Source organism: Sporosarcina sp. NCCP-2331, from assembly GCF_023707945.1.
Taxonomy (GTDB): Bacteria; Bacillota; Bacilli; order Bacillales_A; family Planococcaceae; genus Sporosarcina; species Sporosarcina cascadiensis.
On the sequence record NZ_BRCD01000015.1, the window covers coordinates 1 to 17,571 of the forward strand.

19 protein-coding genes and 1 pseudogene are annotated in these 17,571 nt (G+C 39.9%); 14 read left to right on the forward strand and 6 right to left on the reverse strand.

Features of this window, described 5'->3' with window-relative positions; translation table 11 throughout:
- Positions 1-189 precede the first annotated feature (189 nt).
- Complete coding sequence (locus tag NCCP2331_RS10115; RefSeq protein ID WP_251670440.1) at positions 190-1,503, reverse strand: DUF6612 family protein; 1,314 nt, start codon at positions 1,501-1,503, stop codon at positions 190-192.
- A gap of 246 nt (positions 1,504-1,749) precedes the next feature.
- Between NCCP2331_RS10115 and NCCP2331_RS10120 the strand changes: the two genes are divergently transcribed.
- Positions 1,750-2,619, forward strand: a complete 870-nt coding sequence (locus NCCP2331_RS10120) for a HipA domain-containing protein (protein ID WP_251670442.1) — start codon at positions 1,750-1,752, stop codon at positions 2,617-2,619.
- 2 nt (positions 2,620-2,621) lie between these two features.
- On the forward strand, positions 2,622-3,362 hold the full coding sequence (locus NCCP2331_RS10125) for an HIRAN domain-containing protein (RefSeq protein WP_251670444.1): 741 nt from the start codon (positions 2,622-2,624) through the stop codon (positions 3,360-3,362).
- A 187-nt stretch (positions 3,363-3,549) separates the two neighbouring features.
- On the opposite strand, the gene NCCP2331_RS10130 is transcribed toward NCCP2331_RS10125, so the two are convergent.
- The gene (locus NCCP2331_RS10130; protein WP_251670446.1) at positions 3,550-4,101 is read right to left on the reverse strand and encodes a DUF7713 domain-containing protein; all 552 of its coding nucleotides are present in this window, start codon (positions 4,099-4,101) and stop codon (positions 3,550-3,552) included.
- Positions 4,102-4,209: 108 nt separating this feature from the next.
- On the reverse strand, positions 4,210-5,178 hold the full coding sequence (locus tag NCCP2331_RS10135; RefSeq protein WP_251670448.1) for a lysozyme inhibitor LprI family protein: 969 nt from the start codon (positions 5,176-5,178) through the stop codon (positions 4,210-4,212).
- A 483-nt stretch (positions 5,179-5,661) separates the two neighbouring features.
- On the opposite strand from NCCP2331_RS10135, the gene NCCP2331_RS10140 reads away from it, so the two are divergent.
- From NCCP2331_RS10140 to NCCP2331_RS10155, 4 genes are all read left to right on the forward strand, one after another.
- The gene (locus NCCP2331_RS10140) at positions 5,662-6,768 is read left to right on the forward strand and encodes a DNA sulfur modification protein DndB (protein ID WP_251670450.1); all 1,107 of its coding nucleotides are present in this window, start codon (positions 5,662-5,664) and stop codon (positions 6,766-6,768) included.
- Positions 6,758-7,801, forward strand: coding sequence for a DNA sulfur modification protein DndB (locus tag NCCP2331_RS10145; protein ID WP_251670452.1), 1,044 nt, complete (start codon positions 6,758-6,760; stop codon positions 7,799-7,801). The genes NCCP2331_RS10140 and NCCP2331_RS10145 overlap by 11 nt, the downstream gene beginning before the upstream one ends.
- Before the next feature lie 155 nt (positions 7,802-7,956).
- Positions 7,957-8,508 carry a competence protein ComK gene (locus tag NCCP2331_RS10150; protein WP_251670454.1) on the forward strand — a complete coding sequence of 184 codons (552 nt, stop codon included), beginning with the start codon at positions 7,957-7,959 and terminating at the stop codon, positions 8,506-8,508.
- A complete protein-coding gene (locus tag NCCP2331_RS10155; RefSeq protein WP_251670456.1) occupies positions 8,505-8,936 on the forward strand; it encodes a DUF3775 domain-containing protein in 432 nt (143 codons plus the stop codon). Before NCCP2331_RS10150 ends, NCCP2331_RS10155 begins: the two co-directional genes overlap by 4 nt.
- A 223-nt stretch (positions 8,937-9,159) precedes the next feature.
- Here NCCP2331_RS10155 and NCCP2331_RS18475 read toward each other — a convergent pair whose 3' ends face one another.
- Genes NCCP2331_RS18475 through NCCP2331_RS10165 form a run of 3 tightly spaced genes read right to left on the reverse strand, consistent with a single transcriptional unit; the run spans position 9,160 to position 9,886 of the window.
- The gene (locus NCCP2331_RS18475) at positions 9,160-9,285 is read right to left on the reverse strand and encodes a DUF6612 family protein (RefSeq protein WP_376776814.1); all 126 of its coding nucleotides are present in this window, start codon (positions 9,283-9,285) and stop codon (positions 9,160-9,162) included.
- Positions 9,272-9,550: a hypothetical protein gene (locus NCCP2331_RS10160; RefSeq protein ID WP_251670457.1), complete on the reverse strand. Its 279-nt coding sequence runs from the start codon at positions 9,548-9,550 to the stop codon at positions 9,272-9,274. Before NCCP2331_RS10160 ends, NCCP2331_RS18475 begins: the two co-directional genes overlap by 14 nt.
- A 3-nt stretch (positions 9,551-9,553) precedes the next feature.
- Positions 9,554-9,886, reverse strand: coding sequence for a hypothetical protein (locus NCCP2331_RS10165; RefSeq protein ID WP_251670458.1), 333 nt, complete (start codon positions 9,884-9,886; stop codon positions 9,554-9,556).
- A gap of 407 nt (positions 9,887-10,293) precedes the next feature.
- Between NCCP2331_RS10165 and NCCP2331_RS10170 the strand changes: the two are divergent.
- The 8 genes and pseudogenes from NCCP2331_RS10170 to NCCP2331_RS10205 all read left to right on the forward strand — a co-directional run.
- Positions 10,294-10,398: pseudogene (locus NCCP2331_RS10170) on the forward strand (transposase); the annotation flags it as partial.
- 280 nt (positions 10,399-10,678) lie between these two features.
- Positions 10,679-12,613, forward strand: coding sequence for a sigma 54-interacting transcriptional regulator (locus NCCP2331_RS10175; RefSeq protein ID WP_251670459.1), 1,935 nt, complete (start codon positions 10,679-10,681; stop codon positions 12,611-12,613).
- A 186-nt stretch (positions 12,614-12,799) separates the two neighbouring features.
- The gene (locus NCCP2331_RS10180) at positions 12,800-13,153 is read left to right on the forward strand and encodes a YciI family protein (RefSeq protein ID WP_251670460.1); all 354 of its coding nucleotides are present in this window, start codon (positions 12,800-12,802) and stop codon (positions 13,151-13,153) included.
- The gene (locus NCCP2331_RS10185; RefSeq protein ID WP_251670461.1) at positions 13,146-13,910 is read left to right on the forward strand and encodes an HpcH/HpaI aldolase family protein; all 765 of its coding nucleotides are present in this window, start codon (positions 13,146-13,148) and stop codon (positions 13,908-13,910) included. The genes NCCP2331_RS10180 and NCCP2331_RS10185 overlap by 8 nt, the downstream gene beginning before the upstream one ends.
- A gap of 49 nt (positions 13,911-13,959) precedes the next feature.
- Positions 13,960-15,180: a mandelate racemase/muconate lactonizing enzyme family protein gene (locus NCCP2331_RS10190; RefSeq protein ID WP_251670462.1), complete on the forward strand. Its 1,221-nt coding sequence runs from the start codon at positions 13,960-13,962 to the stop codon at positions 15,178-15,180.
- Complete coding sequence (locus tag NCCP2331_RS10195) at positions 15,107-16,096, forward strand: NAD(P)-dependent oxidoreductase (protein ID WP_483882476.1); 990 nt, start codon at positions 15,107-15,109, stop codon at positions 16,094-16,096. The genes NCCP2331_RS10190 and NCCP2331_RS10195 overlap by 74 nt, the downstream gene beginning before the upstream one ends.
- A 21-nt stretch (positions 16,097-16,117) precedes the next feature.
- Positions 16,118-17,020: a cupin domain-containing protein gene (locus NCCP2331_RS10200; RefSeq protein WP_251670466.1), complete on the forward strand. Its 903-nt coding sequence runs from the start codon at positions 16,118-16,120 to the stop codon at positions 17,018-17,020.
- Positions 17,021-17,061: 41 nt separating this feature from the next.
- Positions 17,062-17,556, forward strand: a complete 495-nt coding sequence (locus NCCP2331_RS10205; protein WP_251670468.1) for a tripartite tricarboxylate transporter TctB family protein — start codon at positions 17,062-17,064, stop codon at positions 17,554-17,556.
- The last annotated feature ends 15 nt before the right edge of the window (positions 17,557-17,571 follow it).

Here is a 17,571-nt window from a genome sequence, read left to right on the forward strand (position 1 = left end):
AGAAAGATGCGCTAACATCCAGTCGATGCAACATGCATGCAGAAGAAGGAGCTGATGGCCTGAAGATAGATATTAAATGTAGGTAACCACTTCAACTACCTGCAAAAGGGATATGGCGAGCTTCTTTTTTTGAGCGAACAAAAAATGTCCCGGTACATCATTACTGACGTTCCGGGACAATCTGCTGTATTAAATTTCTACTTCCAACTCTTCTTCAATACCCAATTCCTTCAAATACTCTTCCATAGAAATCGCATTCTTAATGACTTCCTCAGGAATCGTGATTTCTTTAATTTGGTTGAAGTTGCTGAACGTTCCATTAATCTTTTGGGAAATGGAAATCTTCTCATCTTCCACACTCAGGGACATTTTCGTAACAGCTGACAGATCAAGAGGGAACAGTGTTTCCTTGTCAATCGTCTGAACTGAATAGTACTCTTCGATATTCAAGTTCATCTCGGCAAAAATATCATCTAAGCTCGGCTCAGTTCCTTCTTCGTCTACTGTACCTTCTTCATTTCCATCTTCACTATCTTCCTCAGATCTTTCTTGAGAAGGCATCATTCCCTGAACTTCTTCGGGAATCAATCCAGGCAGTAAATCCATGATGTCATCCAGCATCTCCTTGAATTGTTCATTCGTCAGCGTTTGAACCATGACGTACTGGTCATCATATTCAAACACGTGAACACCTTCGCTGAACTTCTTCATCAATTCCAATTGAGCATGCGGGTCTGCCTGCTGTGCAGAAGACTGAACGATCAAATTTGTCATCTCATCGTCCATCTTGATCCACTTTTCAATCGAGCTGTCGTATTGATACATACCGTCTTCCGTGACATACGCTTTTTGCATTTGATCCAGCGACTCGCCCATCATATTCATTTTCATCGTCGTTTCCATATACATAGCCAGCGGATTTTGAATGGCATCCATCTTCAGATCCATCTGCATATGAATTGGATCTTCTTCAGATGAAGCTTCCATTGTCTGATCGATTGTCATAGCTGCAGAGAAACTATTCAAGTCGGCTTGAAGTGTTTTCTCCAGGAAAGCATCGACGTCTTGAACACGATTCGTTGTGACATTCACCGTTCTCTGATCTTCTGATACCTCAACCTCGAACCCTTCCAATGAAGATAAAAATTCTCCAGTTACATAATTCCCTGCATTCTTCAATGTAAGAGGAAATTCTGTATCGGCTTTTTTGCCATCCACAATGATTCTTTTAGCAGGCGCATTAAAGTGAACGGTTAAATAAGAGTTTGTAACCGACACCGCTCCTTTATTCTTTGTCACTTTGAAACCAGATTCATTGAAAACATTTTCTACTGGAATGAGAACTTCACCTTTCGAAAAAAATGGCTGCTCGTACCCTGCAACTTCCACCCCGTCCACTACTAATTTCGCCGTGTCCGCATTAGCTGCCTGTACACTGCCCGCAGGAACAGCAAAGGCAAGTGCCAACACAAACGCGACTACCCAAGAACCCAACTTCTTCAAAACTAAAACCCCCTTCAAATTTGGAAAACCATACCTGCATTGTGTGCGGGTATACTAATGTGTACGGATTGATATGGGAATAGTTTCAAAGAAAGAGAATGTATATTAAAAACCTTCTAAATGAACAACAGGTACCAGGTACACGCACAATTCAGTTCCATATCTCACAACATAAGAGAAATCAGTATTTTAATTACATGATGTATGGTAACATTTAAGCAAGTATACAATAAAGGAACGGTAGCCATGCTAAAGGATATCAGTGATTGGGAACATATTGGGTATGGTGGTAAAAGTACGTTAGAGAAAGAAGAACTAAAATCACCTACAGGATTAAAATATATTATTAAATATCCTAGAAAATTTGAATTGGGTGTTTCCTGGGAAGACATCACTGAACTTATTGCAGCGAAAATTGGTTCAATACTCGGCTTGGAAATGATGGAAGTGGAGATTGTGACGAGAGGCGACGAAAGAGGCTGTTTACTTCGCAATTTTGTAGATGAATATGGCGCGAAAATGCATGAAGAAGGCGGCGTTCTTTTAGACAGTCTAGCAGATGGGTATGATGAATTACAGGCATCTAATTCTAAAAACAAAGATCTTATTGCTGAAGGTTTTCATATGCTCACACAGTTTAATTATTGGAGTAAGATTAAAGACACGTATATTGATATGCTCATCTTTGATATCTTGATCGGTAATCAAGACAGACACCCTTTTAATTGGCAAATACTCTATTTTGATACAGGTTACAGATTTTCACCAATCTACGATAACGGCGCATCTTTAGGATTTAGATTAGAAGACCATCAATTACATGAAATGGTTTCAAATCGTGTGAAAGTGGATAGATACGTAAGAAACGCAAGAGTAAAGGCTGGAATGTTTGAGAGAAAGCATGTGAAAGCAAAGGATTTATTGGAATATATTCAAGTTCATTTTCCGAATGAATTAAAAAATAGTATCAGGAAATTGGATGGTTTTGATTTAGTTCAGTACCAGGAATTTATTCAAACACTAAATTTATTAAGTGAAGCACAAAAAGATTGGTTAGAGCTTATTATACCGTATAGACGACAGAAAATATTTGAATGGATTAAAGGAGGCGGATAATCATGAATAACGTTGAAACCTTGCTTGTCGTTTGGCAAGATGAACAAAGTCGTTCTTATTATCATATAGGCACGCTTTCTTATTACAACGGTTTGTATGAGTTTACCTATACCTCCGAAGATCATAAGAAACAATTGGGAGATGCGTTAAAGAAAGGCTACATGATTCACCCAGCATTTCCTGACACAACTAAATTGTATCGTTCAAAAAAATTATTTCCAGCATTCGACCGGCGTATTCCATCTATCGATCGAAAAGATTTCACTGAGATTTTGGCTGACTTAGGTTTGAATAAGAATGCGAGCAAAATGGATATTCTTCGGATAACTCGTGGTCGATTAGCAAGTGATACGTATTCATTTGAACAGCCATTAAGACTAGGGGAAAATAACATGTTGGATTCAAGTTTCTTTATACATGGCATGCGTCATCGAAACTTACCTAACGAGTGGTCCTCATGGATTCAGGAACATAGTGTACTAAATTTAGTACAAGAACCAGGAAATGAACATGATTCTTATGCAGTAGCTATTTATACAAAGGGCGGTAAGCATCTTGGGTATGTTCCATCCTTTTATAGTAATGCTGTTTTTTCATTAATCGAAAATGGTTTGACCCCTATTATTCAAGTTGCCAATGTGAATGAAAAATCTCATCCGCATTGGTGGGTTCAAGTTGAATTTAAATGCGCAGTACCTTTAGATCAGGAAGAACAAGTAGAAGAATTATTAGCAGTTATCTAATCAAAACAAAAAAAGGTACCAAAAAAAAGGTACCAGGTACAAACACAATTCATATTAGTATAAACGAAGAAAAGAACTTTCTGATTGTCCAGAAAGCTTTTTTCTTCGTATCGATATAGAGTCTGGCATATCCTAAGCAGTTCAAATCCACATTTAGTCGGGCGTCACTAGAATTATACTTACCATCTCATTCTTCATACTCCTCCGCCAATTCCTTCATTTCAATCTTCACCTGAAATCCTTCAAATGCCTGCAGGAGACGGCCGACTTCTTCCCAGTTATAAGGTTTGCCATCTATGATGACGAGCGGTGTCTCGCTGTCGGTTTCATCATAGGAAAGCACGCCGATCAAGTGATGCTCTTTGACTGCAGTGTACGTCTGGCCGTTTGAATATTTTCCTGTTTCGAGGTATGTTTTTGACATACCTCGTTTGGTCTTTTCTTGCAGCTGATCGAACAGTGTATGCTGATCGGCGTCTAACTCTCCATCTACTGCAAATTCGTAGCCGTGGTCCCATCGTTCGCGGGCTGTCAGCAAAATGGCTGTTCCCATAATCAGACGTTCTACTTCGAAAATACGCTGAATACCATTTGCGTCAGCAGCTGAAAATGTTTCGGGCAGTTCGGGGAGGTCCACCCCGAGTTTCTCCGACATTATTGCATTATAGCAATCCTTGCAAAGCGGCTGTCTGTCGTACTGTACGTGCACTGAACCTATGCCGCAAATAGTACATTGCATACAAATCACTCCGTTTTATGTTCATTTCATTTCAGAAAAATTTACTTGCCATGCAAATATTATTCTGTTTACTGAAGACCAAATCCTTTTTTGCTGTCCCTATTTTTATCAATCCATATAATGTTCGATTAAATAATGAACTCTCCTCTGTGTCTCAAATGCAAGATAATCCATTCCAGATGCTCGGCTTGATGCAGTTTCATCCGGAAGCTCAGCGAATTTCCGTTCTTTTTGTTTGATCCACTCTCGCTGTTCGTTTTTCAAGTTATTGAAATCGTTGGCAGACATGGATTGTTTCAATACGCCCCAAATCTCATTTAATAAGTTGTCCCACTGGTTATAATACTGTCCGAAGAATCCATCCCATAGATCTTGTGCATTTGGATCAGCTGCTCTTGCCTCATTCATAATCGTTTGTTCTAATTGATCGGATTTATGAAGATAGCGTGATTTCAGATTACTGTGGTTCTTTTTCTGCGGGGATGCGTTATTCGCTGTTTCTTTGACAGGTTGTTTGTCTTCTTCGGTGCCAGCAGAAGTTTCTTTTTTCTTTTGTTCTGTTACTGTTGCTTCCTGTGCTTTTTCCTTCATCGCCTTCTCGGTCTCTTCTTTCTCTTTCCTCTTACGTTCCTTTTCCTTCTTCTCTGCTATTACTGCTGCTTTTTCCTGTTCTTTTCTGGCATTCTCCATTTCTTTCTCCAAATTCTTTACTTTAACCAGCTGAATATTTGGATTTGGTTCATTTGAATCCATCACATTCGTCACTTTGACTTTATCTTTTTTCTCAAACTTGCCTTCCAGAAAGAATTGAAACGTTTGCGTCCCAGGTTCTGCGATGTCGATAATGAACTTTCCTTTCTTTAAATCGGTCAGCCGGTAGTCAACTGTCTCAGGCTGACTGTCGAAATCATTTCTGACAACCATTCGGTCTCCGCTGAATTCAAGAAAACGGCTGTCTTCCTGATCATCGACGATTTTCCATGCACCCTCCAGCTGTCTGTCAGTTGAACTGCCGCATGCGGATAATATACTTACGACGAAAATAGACAGTAATACTAGACTTGCGGATTTTCTCATAATAAAAACACCTCTTATTTAATTTAGCAGTGCTATAAAATTTCCAACTCAGGAAGAGTCAGGACTAGTATATTCTAGGAACTCGTGTATGTAAACCCGATTTGGCTGAGGTGCCGTTCCCTGCACCATCATATATTTGTCCAAACTGATGTGCATCGCTGATTTTCCTGGCTTAGAAACTAGTTTTGGATTGTGGCATATGAACTTGGTAACCAGTTTTACATTGCTGAATGATTGGCAGTCTCATTGATGAGCAACTTTATCTAAGATTTCTCCTATATTGCTCATGGAAGTTCTCTGACCTGTACGGCTGGAGAACTTTTTCATGTTCTTTACCATAAGTTCTTACAATTGTAAAGAGCGGGCTAAAAAGCATTCTCAAAAAAAAAATGTTGTCAGTTAAGTCGCAATAATCAAAATAAGGATGGACTTGTAAATTTTCTTGTTATATACTGATTCAAATGGCAGGGGGAGGGAATGTTCATGTCGGGTAATATAATGACCACTACGATGGGTGGGACAGGCTATAAACAGTTCGGCAAGGAGGTTCTATGTACTCAGGTACGATTCTCTATGCTGGAGGCCATATTTGAGGTGGACAATGAAGTACAGCGTCAGCTTGATCCGCGAAAGCGCAGGGAAATCCGGGATTTCATTTTAGTGAGCTTGGAGCGCGGGGAACCCTTTTATTTCTCACCATTTATTTATTCGAGCAGGCAAAACATAAATGAAACAGAGGCAGGATTTGTGCTGAAACCGGGGGCGAGAATATATGTATTGGACGGCCAGCATAGATCATCGGCACTATCCTCTGCGCTCAGTACATTAAAAGCGAAGAAAGAAGCGGCGGAAGAATTAGGTAATATGGAGGAGGTGCAAGAAGCGCAGCGGCAGATTCAGCAGCTGAATGCCTATCCTGTTTCGATGCAAATTTACTTGGATTTGACTCAGCAGGAGGAGCGGCAGCTGTTTACGGATTGCAATACGGAACGGCGGGAGGCGCATGCCGGCTTGCAGCTGCGATATGACCAGCGCGATCAGTATGCCGAATTGACACGCAATGTGGCAGACCGTCTGAAAGAGCAGCTGGACATTGAATTTCTGACATCGCGTGTGACGGAAAAAAGTACGACGATTACTTCATTGATTACGATGCGAAAATGTTTGATTGCCTTATTCGAAGGTGTGCTGACAGTGAAGACGGGAGATCCTTACTACCGAAATTGTAAGCAGAAAGATGTGCCTGCCATTGCGGAAGCTTTCTTTGCTTCCTGGCCGTCAGTCTTTCCGAAAAATATGGCGGATCGGAAGCGCTATGCGAGCGGGGCAACAGGTGTGCAGATGGCATTGGCCTACACAGTGTTCACACTGACACGTGAGCGGTCCATCTCCCATAAGGAAGCGATCAGGCTGCTGAAGGTGCTGAAAAGGCGCTGCAGCTGGCGGCATGACGATCCGCTGTTCAGCCATATGTACGATAAGCAATCAGGACGGGTCAGAAATCATTCGAATACTACGGCGGTTAAACGGACGATGATGAAGTTTTTGAAAGTCATTCACGAAGAAGGGAAGACGGTACATGATCATTGAACAGGTATTTGAGAAAAAACAGTCGATGGTCATCTATACGGCAAACGAATTAGCGGAGATGCTCGATGAGGGGCGCTTAGTGCTGAGAGAAGTGAATAATGGACAGGTGCGGCAGATCAGGCGGTATATACTGGATAATATATTGGAAGAGCAGATTTACATGCCGCCGATCATTGCTATGCTGCCTGAAGGAAGTTTAAATGAGGGAAAACCAAAGAAGCTGACGATCATCGACGGGACACAGAGGATGAAAGCGCTTACGCATCTGCGTTCGGCAATTACCAGGATGACTGGCAGCGACGACATGACGGAGCAGAAAAAAGGATTTGGCCTGTTCTACATGCTCGATCAGGTGCAAGTAGCAGTACAGGTGTTTGAAGGGCTGTCGCAAAAGGAAGCGGATCAGCTGTACATCGATTTGAATACGAAGGGCAAGAAAGTGTCGCTGTCGAAGCGGATTTCATTCGATTCACGGGATGAGGTCAGTCAGACGACGAACAAGGTGCTGGAGAATCATGAATTGTTGAAGGTAGCGGGAGTGGAAATGGAGAAAACAGCGGTTGTACGGCCAAAAAACAAGCACTTATTGTCGCTGTCTCAACTGAGGCGGATTGTAGCATTATTCATTACCGGCAAGCTGACAGACAGACAAGTAGCTATGACGGCGGAAGATCACCTGAAGTCAGATCAGCATATAGAGTTGATCAACACGTGGTTTGATGAGTTGTTCCGTTTGTATCCTGCCAAAACAATTGGGGATTTTGAAAAGTCCATGCTTGCCAGTTTTCCTTTACTTTCGGCACTTGCGCAATACGCCTATGAAGGGCTGGAGTATGAACAACTTGAAGTGAAAAAGGAGATAGTAGAGCGCCGGATGAGGGGGCTTGCGCATGTGAACTGGGCGAGGAATCAGGAGATCTGGCGCACGTTCGACGGTTCTGTCAGAGGAAAGGATCGATATTATTATTTGAGTAGCAGTAAAAAAACGAATGATGCACTGGTAGACTGGCTGCGCAGTAAAGGAGGTGAGTGATGTGTGAGGAAGAAATGGGGAAAAGAAATCCCCGAGTGTATAGCGTCAGTGCAGACACCACTCGGGGAAGACCGGCTGGATATACCAACCTAGTGTTAGTATACCCTTTTTTGCCGGATTGGAAAAGTGTCAGCAGAAAAAAGGGGGAGAAAGCAATGGAGAGATTACGACATGCAGTCATTACACAGGGGACGTTCATGATTTATCCGCAGTATGATGAAGAAGGAAAGCTGGGATCGATGGTATTGCAAAACGGGGATTTCATATATGCCGATATCAGTCCGACAGATTTGGTTGATTACAGTATTCGCTGCTATGGCTCAAGTCTTCGCGGCGCAGTGGATGGAACGCGGACGATTTTTGGTGAAGACATCTTCATGCCGCCGGTCATTGTCAGTGAAAAACTTGGTCTGTACTGGTTTCCGAGCAAATCATCATCAAATCCGAAATGTATTTGGTTTTCAGCAGGGGATATCGATCGTTTCAAGACGATCGACAAAGAGCATATTCAAGTCTTTTTTATAGACGGCAGCGACATGACCGTAAACTGCAGCGCCTACTCATTCGAAAGCAAATATCTTCGCGCCTGCAGGCTGAAAGGCCGGATGGAAGCCAGAACCAATGTGATGGTGGTCCGTGAAAAGCAAAGTTCGTATTCGATTCGAATGGACAGCAGCAGGAGGAATTATGAGGTGGAGAAGCAATGAAAGTATATTATAGTGCCAGGAGAGTGGTGCAGGGAATGATGATGTCGGCAGAGAGAAAAGTTATCTTATTGGATATGATTACATTTGCAAAAGAACGGCGTAAATTGACTGTCGGCGAAGGGATTATGACATTGTCCGGAGCTACGGGTTTTTATGATTCTGAAAGTCAGATAGAAGAATGGGAAATGAGCAGGAAGATGTATGAATACCTGATGCGGCTATCGTTTGAAGACGTGAAGTTCGTACAGACCGTGATGTATATGGGCAGGGATGAAACGCTGGAAGACGGGGGTGACGCGGTAAGTTTGTATAACGAAGTGTATTCGTCGTTGAGTTGGACAGCGCAAGATGTGGAAGCGGAGATGATTGTTGAGAAGATGCCGCTGGATGAGTATTTGAGCAGGGGGCTGGAGTTGATGGCGGCTTAATTGACATTGGAATATTGGGTTACAAGTAGCAAGTCGGGGTGTAGTTAAGTCGTTATTTTTCTAGCCATGTGCTGAGCGAAGAAATGAGTCATTTGATCGGGAAATCTGTCGGATGGCTTATTCTCCGTTCGCTATGGAAAGTTCTATATATAAACAAATGGGACAGCCTGTTTCATTAGATTTCCATATCCAGCTCTTCGTCCAAACTAATTTATTCCATATATTATTCCGTGGAGATCGCATTCTTGATAACTTCTTCAGGAATTTTGATCTCTTTGATCTGGTCGAAGTTGCTGTACTTTCCATTCATCTCTTGAAAAATGGAGATCTTCTCTTCATCCACACTCATGGAGATTTTTTGTAACAGCTGAAAGATCCAAAAGGAATAGTGTTTCTTTATCGATCGTTTGAACTGAATAGTACTCTTCGATGTTCAAATTCAATTCTTCCAGATCACCGATGTCCGCTTCAGTACCTTCTTCATCCGCTTCCGCTTCTTCAGCTGATGATTCTTTATCTAAGAAAGGAATCATTCCTTGTACATCTTCAGAGAACAATCCAGGCAGCAGATTCATGATCTCATCCATCATGTTTTTGAATTGTTCATTCGTCAACGTTTACATCATGACGTACTTGTCATCGTATTCAATTACGTGAACTCCTTCGTTGAATTTCTTCATCAATTCCAATTGAGCAGGCGGATCAGCCTGCTGTGAAGAGGTTTGAATGAGCAAGCTCGTCATGTCGTCCATTTTCAGCTCCATCAACATATGAATAGAATTTTCTTCAGAGGAAGCCTCTATTGTCTGATTGATTGTCGAAGCGGCAGAAAAACTATTCAAGTCAGCTTGCAGTGTTTTTTCCAAGAGCGCATTGATATCTTTGACACGATTTATCGTGACATTAATCGTTTTCTGGTTTTCTGATAATTCAACCTCAAAACCTTCCAATGAAGATAAAAATTCTCCAGTTACATAATTCCCTGTATTTTTTAATGTAAGAGGGAACTCTGTATCTACTTTTTTACCACCAACGATAATTCTTTTGGATTTCTATTGCAACCGCTCCTGAGAAGACAGAAAGGTTTCCATGATGGTATGTACATAATGGGCTCTATTGGTCTTCCACCAATCCATTATTTCGACTGTCAGTAAAAAGGCGTCAGAGTTGTCTTAGGAAGTATTCTAAGACCCTCACTGCAGGTTTTTTCGGCGAGTGAAAGAAGATCGTACGCAAATCCCTCTCTTTTCACAGCTCATGCGTAAGTTCTAGGCACAGACGTTAGCAGCAGATTGGCTGAGTGGGGTGGTCTAGATTCCAAGGGCAATTACCTGAACCTGGTCACGAATCGTTTTGATCTGCGGAAGAAAACGCAGAACTGTACAAGTCCCGCTGGACTATTGAACTATTCTTCAAATGGATGAAACAACACGTGAACTTCAAGAAGTTCTACGCACAAAGCTACTAGGGTGTGCACAACGAGGTGTACATTGCGATGATTGATCGCTACTTGAATGTTCTCGCACAACTGCATACAAATAATAACCGAACTTACGGCGTATTTGGCATCGAAAAATCGATGTTCACCGTCTCTATTCAGTTGTCTTTGTTTTATACTTAAAGACAGAAAAATGTAAAGCGAATATTTCGAATCTATTTATATGATGCTAGTGTTGTATGATACAATTAACATAAATAAGTTTTATTAATTCTTTGAAAGGTTTGAGAGGGGGAATCTTCAAATGGTCGATATCAAGATAACCTTAGTAGTACCGAGCCGCAACTTTATTAACCATGCGTTTAATATATTTAGGGAGCATAACCTTGTAGAACATGAAGAGATAAATGGAAGAAAGGTAAATTTTGAAATGGAAGAAGTTGTCTGGAATGGAGACGAAGTTTTAAATCAGAAATTTACTGCAGATGTGATTATGGCCAGAGGCATCACATGCCAGACATTAAAGAGAAGTAATCCAGAGCTACCTGTTGTTGACATACCAGTGCAGGGTCTGGATTTAATTCGAAGTTTGGATGATTGTAAAAAATTATATGGTACAAAAAAGGTTGGTGTAATAGGGTCTAATAATATGATTTATGGCGTAGAGAAGCTTACTAATATTGTTGGTATGCCGATTAATTCTTATATTATGAATAAAATATCCGAGGGACCACGACTAGTTGAATTAGCAAAACAGGAAGGATGCCAAGTGATCTTGGCTGGTGTAAAGACGTGTGAATATGCAAATAGTATTGGACTTTATACTTCTTTAATAAAGACAGGAAGAGAAACATTTCATCATTCTCTTAAAGAAGCAAAAAGATTGGCACTTGTCAGCAGGCGGGAACAAGAGAAAACAGAACTTCATAAGACTATTTTAAATCATGCATATGAAGGTGTAATTGCCATCAACAATAAAAATCAAGTATTGGTTTTTAATTCGATCGCACATTCATTGTTATCAATAACTTCTCAAGACTTTCTTGGGAAATCGGTGTATGAGATCATGCCGCAAGGAAAGCTTCGGGCTATGCTGCTGAGTGAAATGGATTCACACGAAAGTTCTATTATAACTTATAGATCCATACAACTTGCCGTGAAAAAGATTGGTTTTTTCTTAAAAGGACAACGCGTTGGTAATATGGTTGCTTTTCAGGCCGTAAGTGGCATTCAAGATATTGAAATAAAAGTTAGGAAAGAGATGCATTTACGTGGCCATGTAGCGAAACATACCTTTATTCATATCTTGCATGAAAGTAGAATCATGAATAGAACAATCGAAATGGCAAAACGTTTTAGTAAAGCTGATTCAAGTGTACTGATAATAGGTGAAACAGGAACAGGGAAAGAAATCTTTGCTCAAAGTATTCATAACTTCAGCAATCGGAAAAAAGGTCCTTTTGTTGCCATGAATTGTGCTGCATTACCCGAAAATCTGCTTGAAAGTGAACTTTTTGGGTATGCTGAGGGTGCGTTTACCGGTGCCATGAAAGGTGGTAAAAAAGGTTTTTTTGAACTGGCCCATGGAGGTACAATATTTCTTGATGAAGTTGGTGAAATCTCACCTGGCCTTCAGAGTCGGCTGCTTCGTGTATTACAGGAAAAGGAAATTAATAGAATTGGAGATGATAAAGTAATCCCCACTAATGTTCGAATCATATCCGCAACAAACAAAAATCTCTTCGACATGGTTAAACAAGGAGAATTTAGAGAAGACTTGTATTACCGACTTGATGTACTGCGTCTTTCATTACCGCCATTAAGAGAAAGAGTGGAGGATATACCTCTGCTTGTTAAATCATTTGTCCTTGAGTTATCAAATCTTGATGAACAAGTAGAAATTAAGAATGCTGCCATGCAGCGTCTTGTTAAATATCGATGGCAGGGAAATATACGTCAGCTTAAGAACTTTTGTGAACGTTTAATGATTATGCGAAATAATAATTTGATTGATGTAGGTGATGTAGATAATTGGTTGGGAATAGAAGAAGTATTTGATGAAAATAAAATGATAGAAACAGAAGAACAATTGCCAAGCGAGGTAATGTCGGAACGGGAAGAAATTCTTATCACGTTAAAGCGAGTGCACTTCCATAGAGGTAAAGCAGCTGAGTGGTTAGGAATAAGTCGATCAACGTTATGGAGAAAGATGAAACAACTGGGCATTGAAACAAAATGAAACAAAATGAAGCGAATAAATCAAAATTTTGAACCCATGAAACGATTTGTTTCATGGGTTCAATTTATTTTAATATATAAAAAGTAATAATCTATTTTTTTATTAAATTTTCACCTATCAATATAGCGATATTATTGACTATTTTGAATAATTATAACGTTTATATTTTTAAACTGCGGACTTGGCATGTTAATTGCAAGTAATAAGAGTGAAAGCAAGGAGGTGAGAAAGATTCCATATTACTCTGTTATTTTAACAACAATCAACAAAGAGAAAAGAAATAAGTTTTTAGAGTGTCATAATTTTCACATTGATAAGATGCAGGAAAACAAGAATATTTATGTAGCTGGAAGTTTTAGCGATGAAAAAGGCGATTTGATTATTTATGAAGCTGAGTCGCTTGATCAAGTAAGTTTATTTGTTATGCAGGATCCACTTGTTTACAACCACGCAAGTGATTATGAAGTTCATGAATGGAATATGTCGATTTTAAAGGAAATAACTAAATCTAATAATAACTTGGAGGAAATGTATGAATAATCATGTGAAACAAAAGATTCTGAATGGGGAAAGGTCAATGGGTGCTTTTTTAGGGATTTATTCAACAGCAATTGTTGAAATGATGGGCTTGGCGGGATATGAATTTATTGTAATTGATGATGAGCATGGAACATTTGATCATTCCGAATTGGAAAACATGATTCGTACTGCTGAAAATGTTGGAATAGTGCCAATTGTTCGTGTGTCTTATGATGAGTCAAGTATTCAAAAGGCTTTGGACAAAGGAGCAAAGGGAATACATGTTCCAATGGTGAATTCAAGAGAAGACGCGGAAATGATTGTCCAAAAAGCAAAATTTCCACCGTATGGAAAACGTGGTGCAGCGTTTTCAACAAGAGCAGCAAAATTCGGTAAGCGTTCAGGTGAAACATATCTTAGGGAATCTGATGCAGAAATATTGATTGTAGTTCATATAGAAACTCTTGAAGCGGCAGAACGGTTTGAAGAGATTATGAGTGTCGATGGAATTGATCTCGCATTTTTAGGCCCCACTGATTTGTCGGTCAGTATGGGATATCCAACTGAAGGCGCATCGCATCCCGAAGTAAGAAGTGTTTTGGATGAATTATTTAGAAAAGGTAAACAGTTAAATATCCCAATTGGAACTCTTGCTGTGAATAAAGAAGCAACAATAGACTCCTTTGATAGGGGGGCAGTATATGTTGGTGTATTAGCGACAGCTTTGATTTCTACAGCTTTTAATGACCTCTCCGCTGATGTAAAAGAAAAGCTATAGGTGAAATGCAGAAAAACTTCTCGCTATTATAAAATGGGAGATGAGTTGAATGATAATTACGAAAGTCGAAACTATTAAACTCAAAGAACATCCTCGTAACCTATGGATTCGTATCTACACAGACGAGGGGATTGTGGGACTTGGGGAAACTAATCCGAAGATTGGACCGGTTGAATCCATGATTCATGACGTTTGTGCGGAGTTATTACTAGGACAAAACCCGCTTGAAATAGAAAAGATCTGGAACGATTTTTATCTTGCTTTCAATCATCATGGATACGCTGGTACAGAGATGCGGGCTTTAAGCGGTATTGATATTGCTCTCTGGGACATCTTGGGAAAAGTTGCTGGGTTGCCTGTATATCGCCTTCTTGGAGGGGCTAGCCGAGAAAAAATTAAAGTCTATAATACTTGCGTAGGGTATATGTCAAACAATGATCGGGATCGCTTCTTAACCGAACCTGAGAAGTTGGCTGAAGAATTGCTGAGTCAGGGAATTACTGTAATGAAAATCTGGCCATTCGATGAACTGAGTAGGGAACATGGTGGCCAATATATTTCCCCGGATTTATTACGTAAAGGAATAGAGCCAATCCAGCGAATCAGAAAATCTTTAGGTAGTGAAATGGAAATTGCTTTAGAAGGACATGGACGTTGGAATCTACCCAGTGCAAAGCGAGTTTTACGTTCACTTGAAGAGTATGATTTATTGTGGAGTGAAGACTTAATTCGCCCGGACAGGATACAAAATTTAAAAGAGTTAAAGAACGAAACCAGTATTCCCGTAGCGGCTAGTGAAAGACTATTCACACGTTTCGAATACTCCCAACTAATGGAGGAACAGGCAGCCGATATTATTATTGCTGACATTGCTTGGAGTGGGGGGATTTCAGAGGTCAAAAAAATTGCAAATCAGGCGGAAATATATCAGTTACCGTTTGCTCCGCATAACTGTGGGGGGCCGGTTCTACACGCAGCTACTGCACATCTTTGTTATAACATCCCTAATTTGTGGATGATGGAAACCGTAAGGTCTTTTATAGATACTCACTTTAATGATATTGCAAGTGGTATCCCCAAGGTGATTGATGGTTATTTAAAACCATCTGATAAGCCTGGTTTGGGAATTGAATTGCGACCAACAGTGCTGGAAAGAGACGATGTTTTAGTTAGAGTAAGTCATTCTTCAAATACAGATGCTAGTGAAAAGAAAGTCTACATTACTTCTAGCAGTGGCGATCCTTGGAAAACATCTGCTTCTAAAGTTTAAAAGAAGGGAGAAAATAAAGATGAAATTAGGATTTATAGGATTGGGAAACATGGGATTCCCCATGGCTACTAACTTAGTGAGAGCTGGTTATGAAGTTTACGGTTTAAATCGTTCTAAAGCAAAGGAGAAAGTTTTTGAAAAGATGGGAGGTGAAATTGGGAAAGAGATTGCTGAGTTGGCACAGTCAGTCGACGTTTTAATGACATGCCTTCCGATGCCTGTTGACGTTGAGAATGTCTTCCTGAGGGAAGAGGGGATTATCTCAAGTGGACGAAACGATTTAATCATTTTGGACTTCAGTACAATTCCTCCCGATTTAAATAAAAAGATATACAAAAAAGCAAAAGAGAAAGGGATTAACTATCTGGATGCGCCGATTAGTGGGGGAACAACTGGAGCGGAATTAGGAACATTAAGTATTATGGTTGGTGGAGATATAAAGGTTTATAACCAGGTCCTACCTATACTTGAGGTAATGGGTAATAATATTTTTCATACTGGTGATATTGGTAGCGGTTCAACAATTAAGCTGATTAATCAGTATATGGTAGGTATTCATACACAAGCAGTGGCCGAAGCATTAGTTATGGGAGAACAAAACGGGATTAATACTGATCTTATGTATGAAATCTTTAGTACTAGTTTCGCACAAAGCCGCATTTTTGATCGTCATTATACTCAGTTTATATCGGAGCAACAATTCCAGGCTGGCTTTGCACTAAAACTTTTAATGAAAGATCTAAAGTTGGCAGGAGAAATGAATCAGTCTACTAATCTCCAATTACCATTAGGAGAAGTAGCAACCCGAATAATTAGTGAAGCTGCTAATGATGAAAAATTTGGACAGTTAGATATGGCGGCAATGTATAAGTTTGTGAAAGAAAATCAGAAAATGACACGCTCACAGTCTGATTAATCGAGTCAAGGAGGTTATAAAATGTTTGATTACTCTGACCCGCGTTCTAAACTAGGAGTGAAAGGTACGAAAGTAAAATTTTTAGACCCCGTGCAAAATATTTATTTTGATGATGAGCAGTCTGATTTTCTGCCTAAGGGAAGCAAATCATGGTGGTCACGCGGAGCAAATTACTTTATGAATTTCGTGGACGCCAAGAATGGAGAAGTGCTTTACCGGGCAGAACAACAAGATGAATATATTCTCATTTTATTTGATTCAGACACCGAAGTAATTGTGACTGGGCAGGATCAAAAGAAGGTAGTTGGGGGATACCATATTGCTATTATTCCATCTGGGGAAAGCAAAATTGAAATATCAAAAGGAGGAAAAATACTGTTATTGTATACATCGCTGAATGAGGACCTTGCTGATTATCCAATAAATAAAGATGTTTATGCGGAGAGAAATCAGGCATTACCTAGTTTTATACCAAGACCTGAGTCTCCATACGGATCTAAAATCAGGGTCTACAATATTGATGTGCCGCCAGAGGAGGGCAGATTTGGAAGGATATTTACATGTTCTACTTTTATGCTAAGTTTTTTGCATCCTTGGCAAGGACCTCGGGATCCAAAAACCTTATCCCCACATTTACATGAAGATTTCGAACAGACAAGTTTTTTGATGAAAGGGATCTTTGTCCATCATTTTCGATGGCCGTGGGGGATTGATCGGCTAAAATGGAGAACGGATCAGCATGATTTATGCTCCAGTCCAACTGTAACCCTTATACCACCGGGAGTTATCCATACAAGCGAGGCCGTAGGTGATGAGACGAATGAAATATTAGATATTTTTTGTCCGCCCAGAGCTGATTTTGCGGAACAGGAAGGATGGGTCTTAAATGAAAAAGATTATCCATATAAACATGCGGAAATTTAAAAATACAATTAAGCGCTTTCGATAATGAGAGGTGAATCAGGATGGATATCAGAACCCGTGAGTTATTGTCAGCTGTAACGTTTCTACTTCTTTCTATAATCATGTATGTTGCTTCCTTAAATATTAAAAGTATGACCAACATGGGAGTTGGACCGGCATTTGCTCCGAAACTCGTAGCCATAGGGATGTTTGCATTTAGTCTTTTTTTACTCATTAAAGAACTAAGAATTCGCTACATTCTTAGAAAGAGTAAAAATGATAGTAATAACAAAGTTTTTGTTAAAGAGAACTGGAGTAGATACAGAAGTGCATCACTTACAATACTCTTGATAGTTAGTTATATTTTCGTAATACCAATAGTTGGATTTTTAATAAGTACCATCTTTTATTTGTACATTCAGTTCTGTTTGTTAGGTGATAAAAAATATTGGAATAGACCGTTGTTTGTTGGTTTGTCTTTAATAGTTGCCGTCACAGTCTACTTTATTTTTAGATTGGGCTTTGAAGTCCGACTTCCGACAGGTGTTTTTCTATAAGAAAGGAGGTTGAGC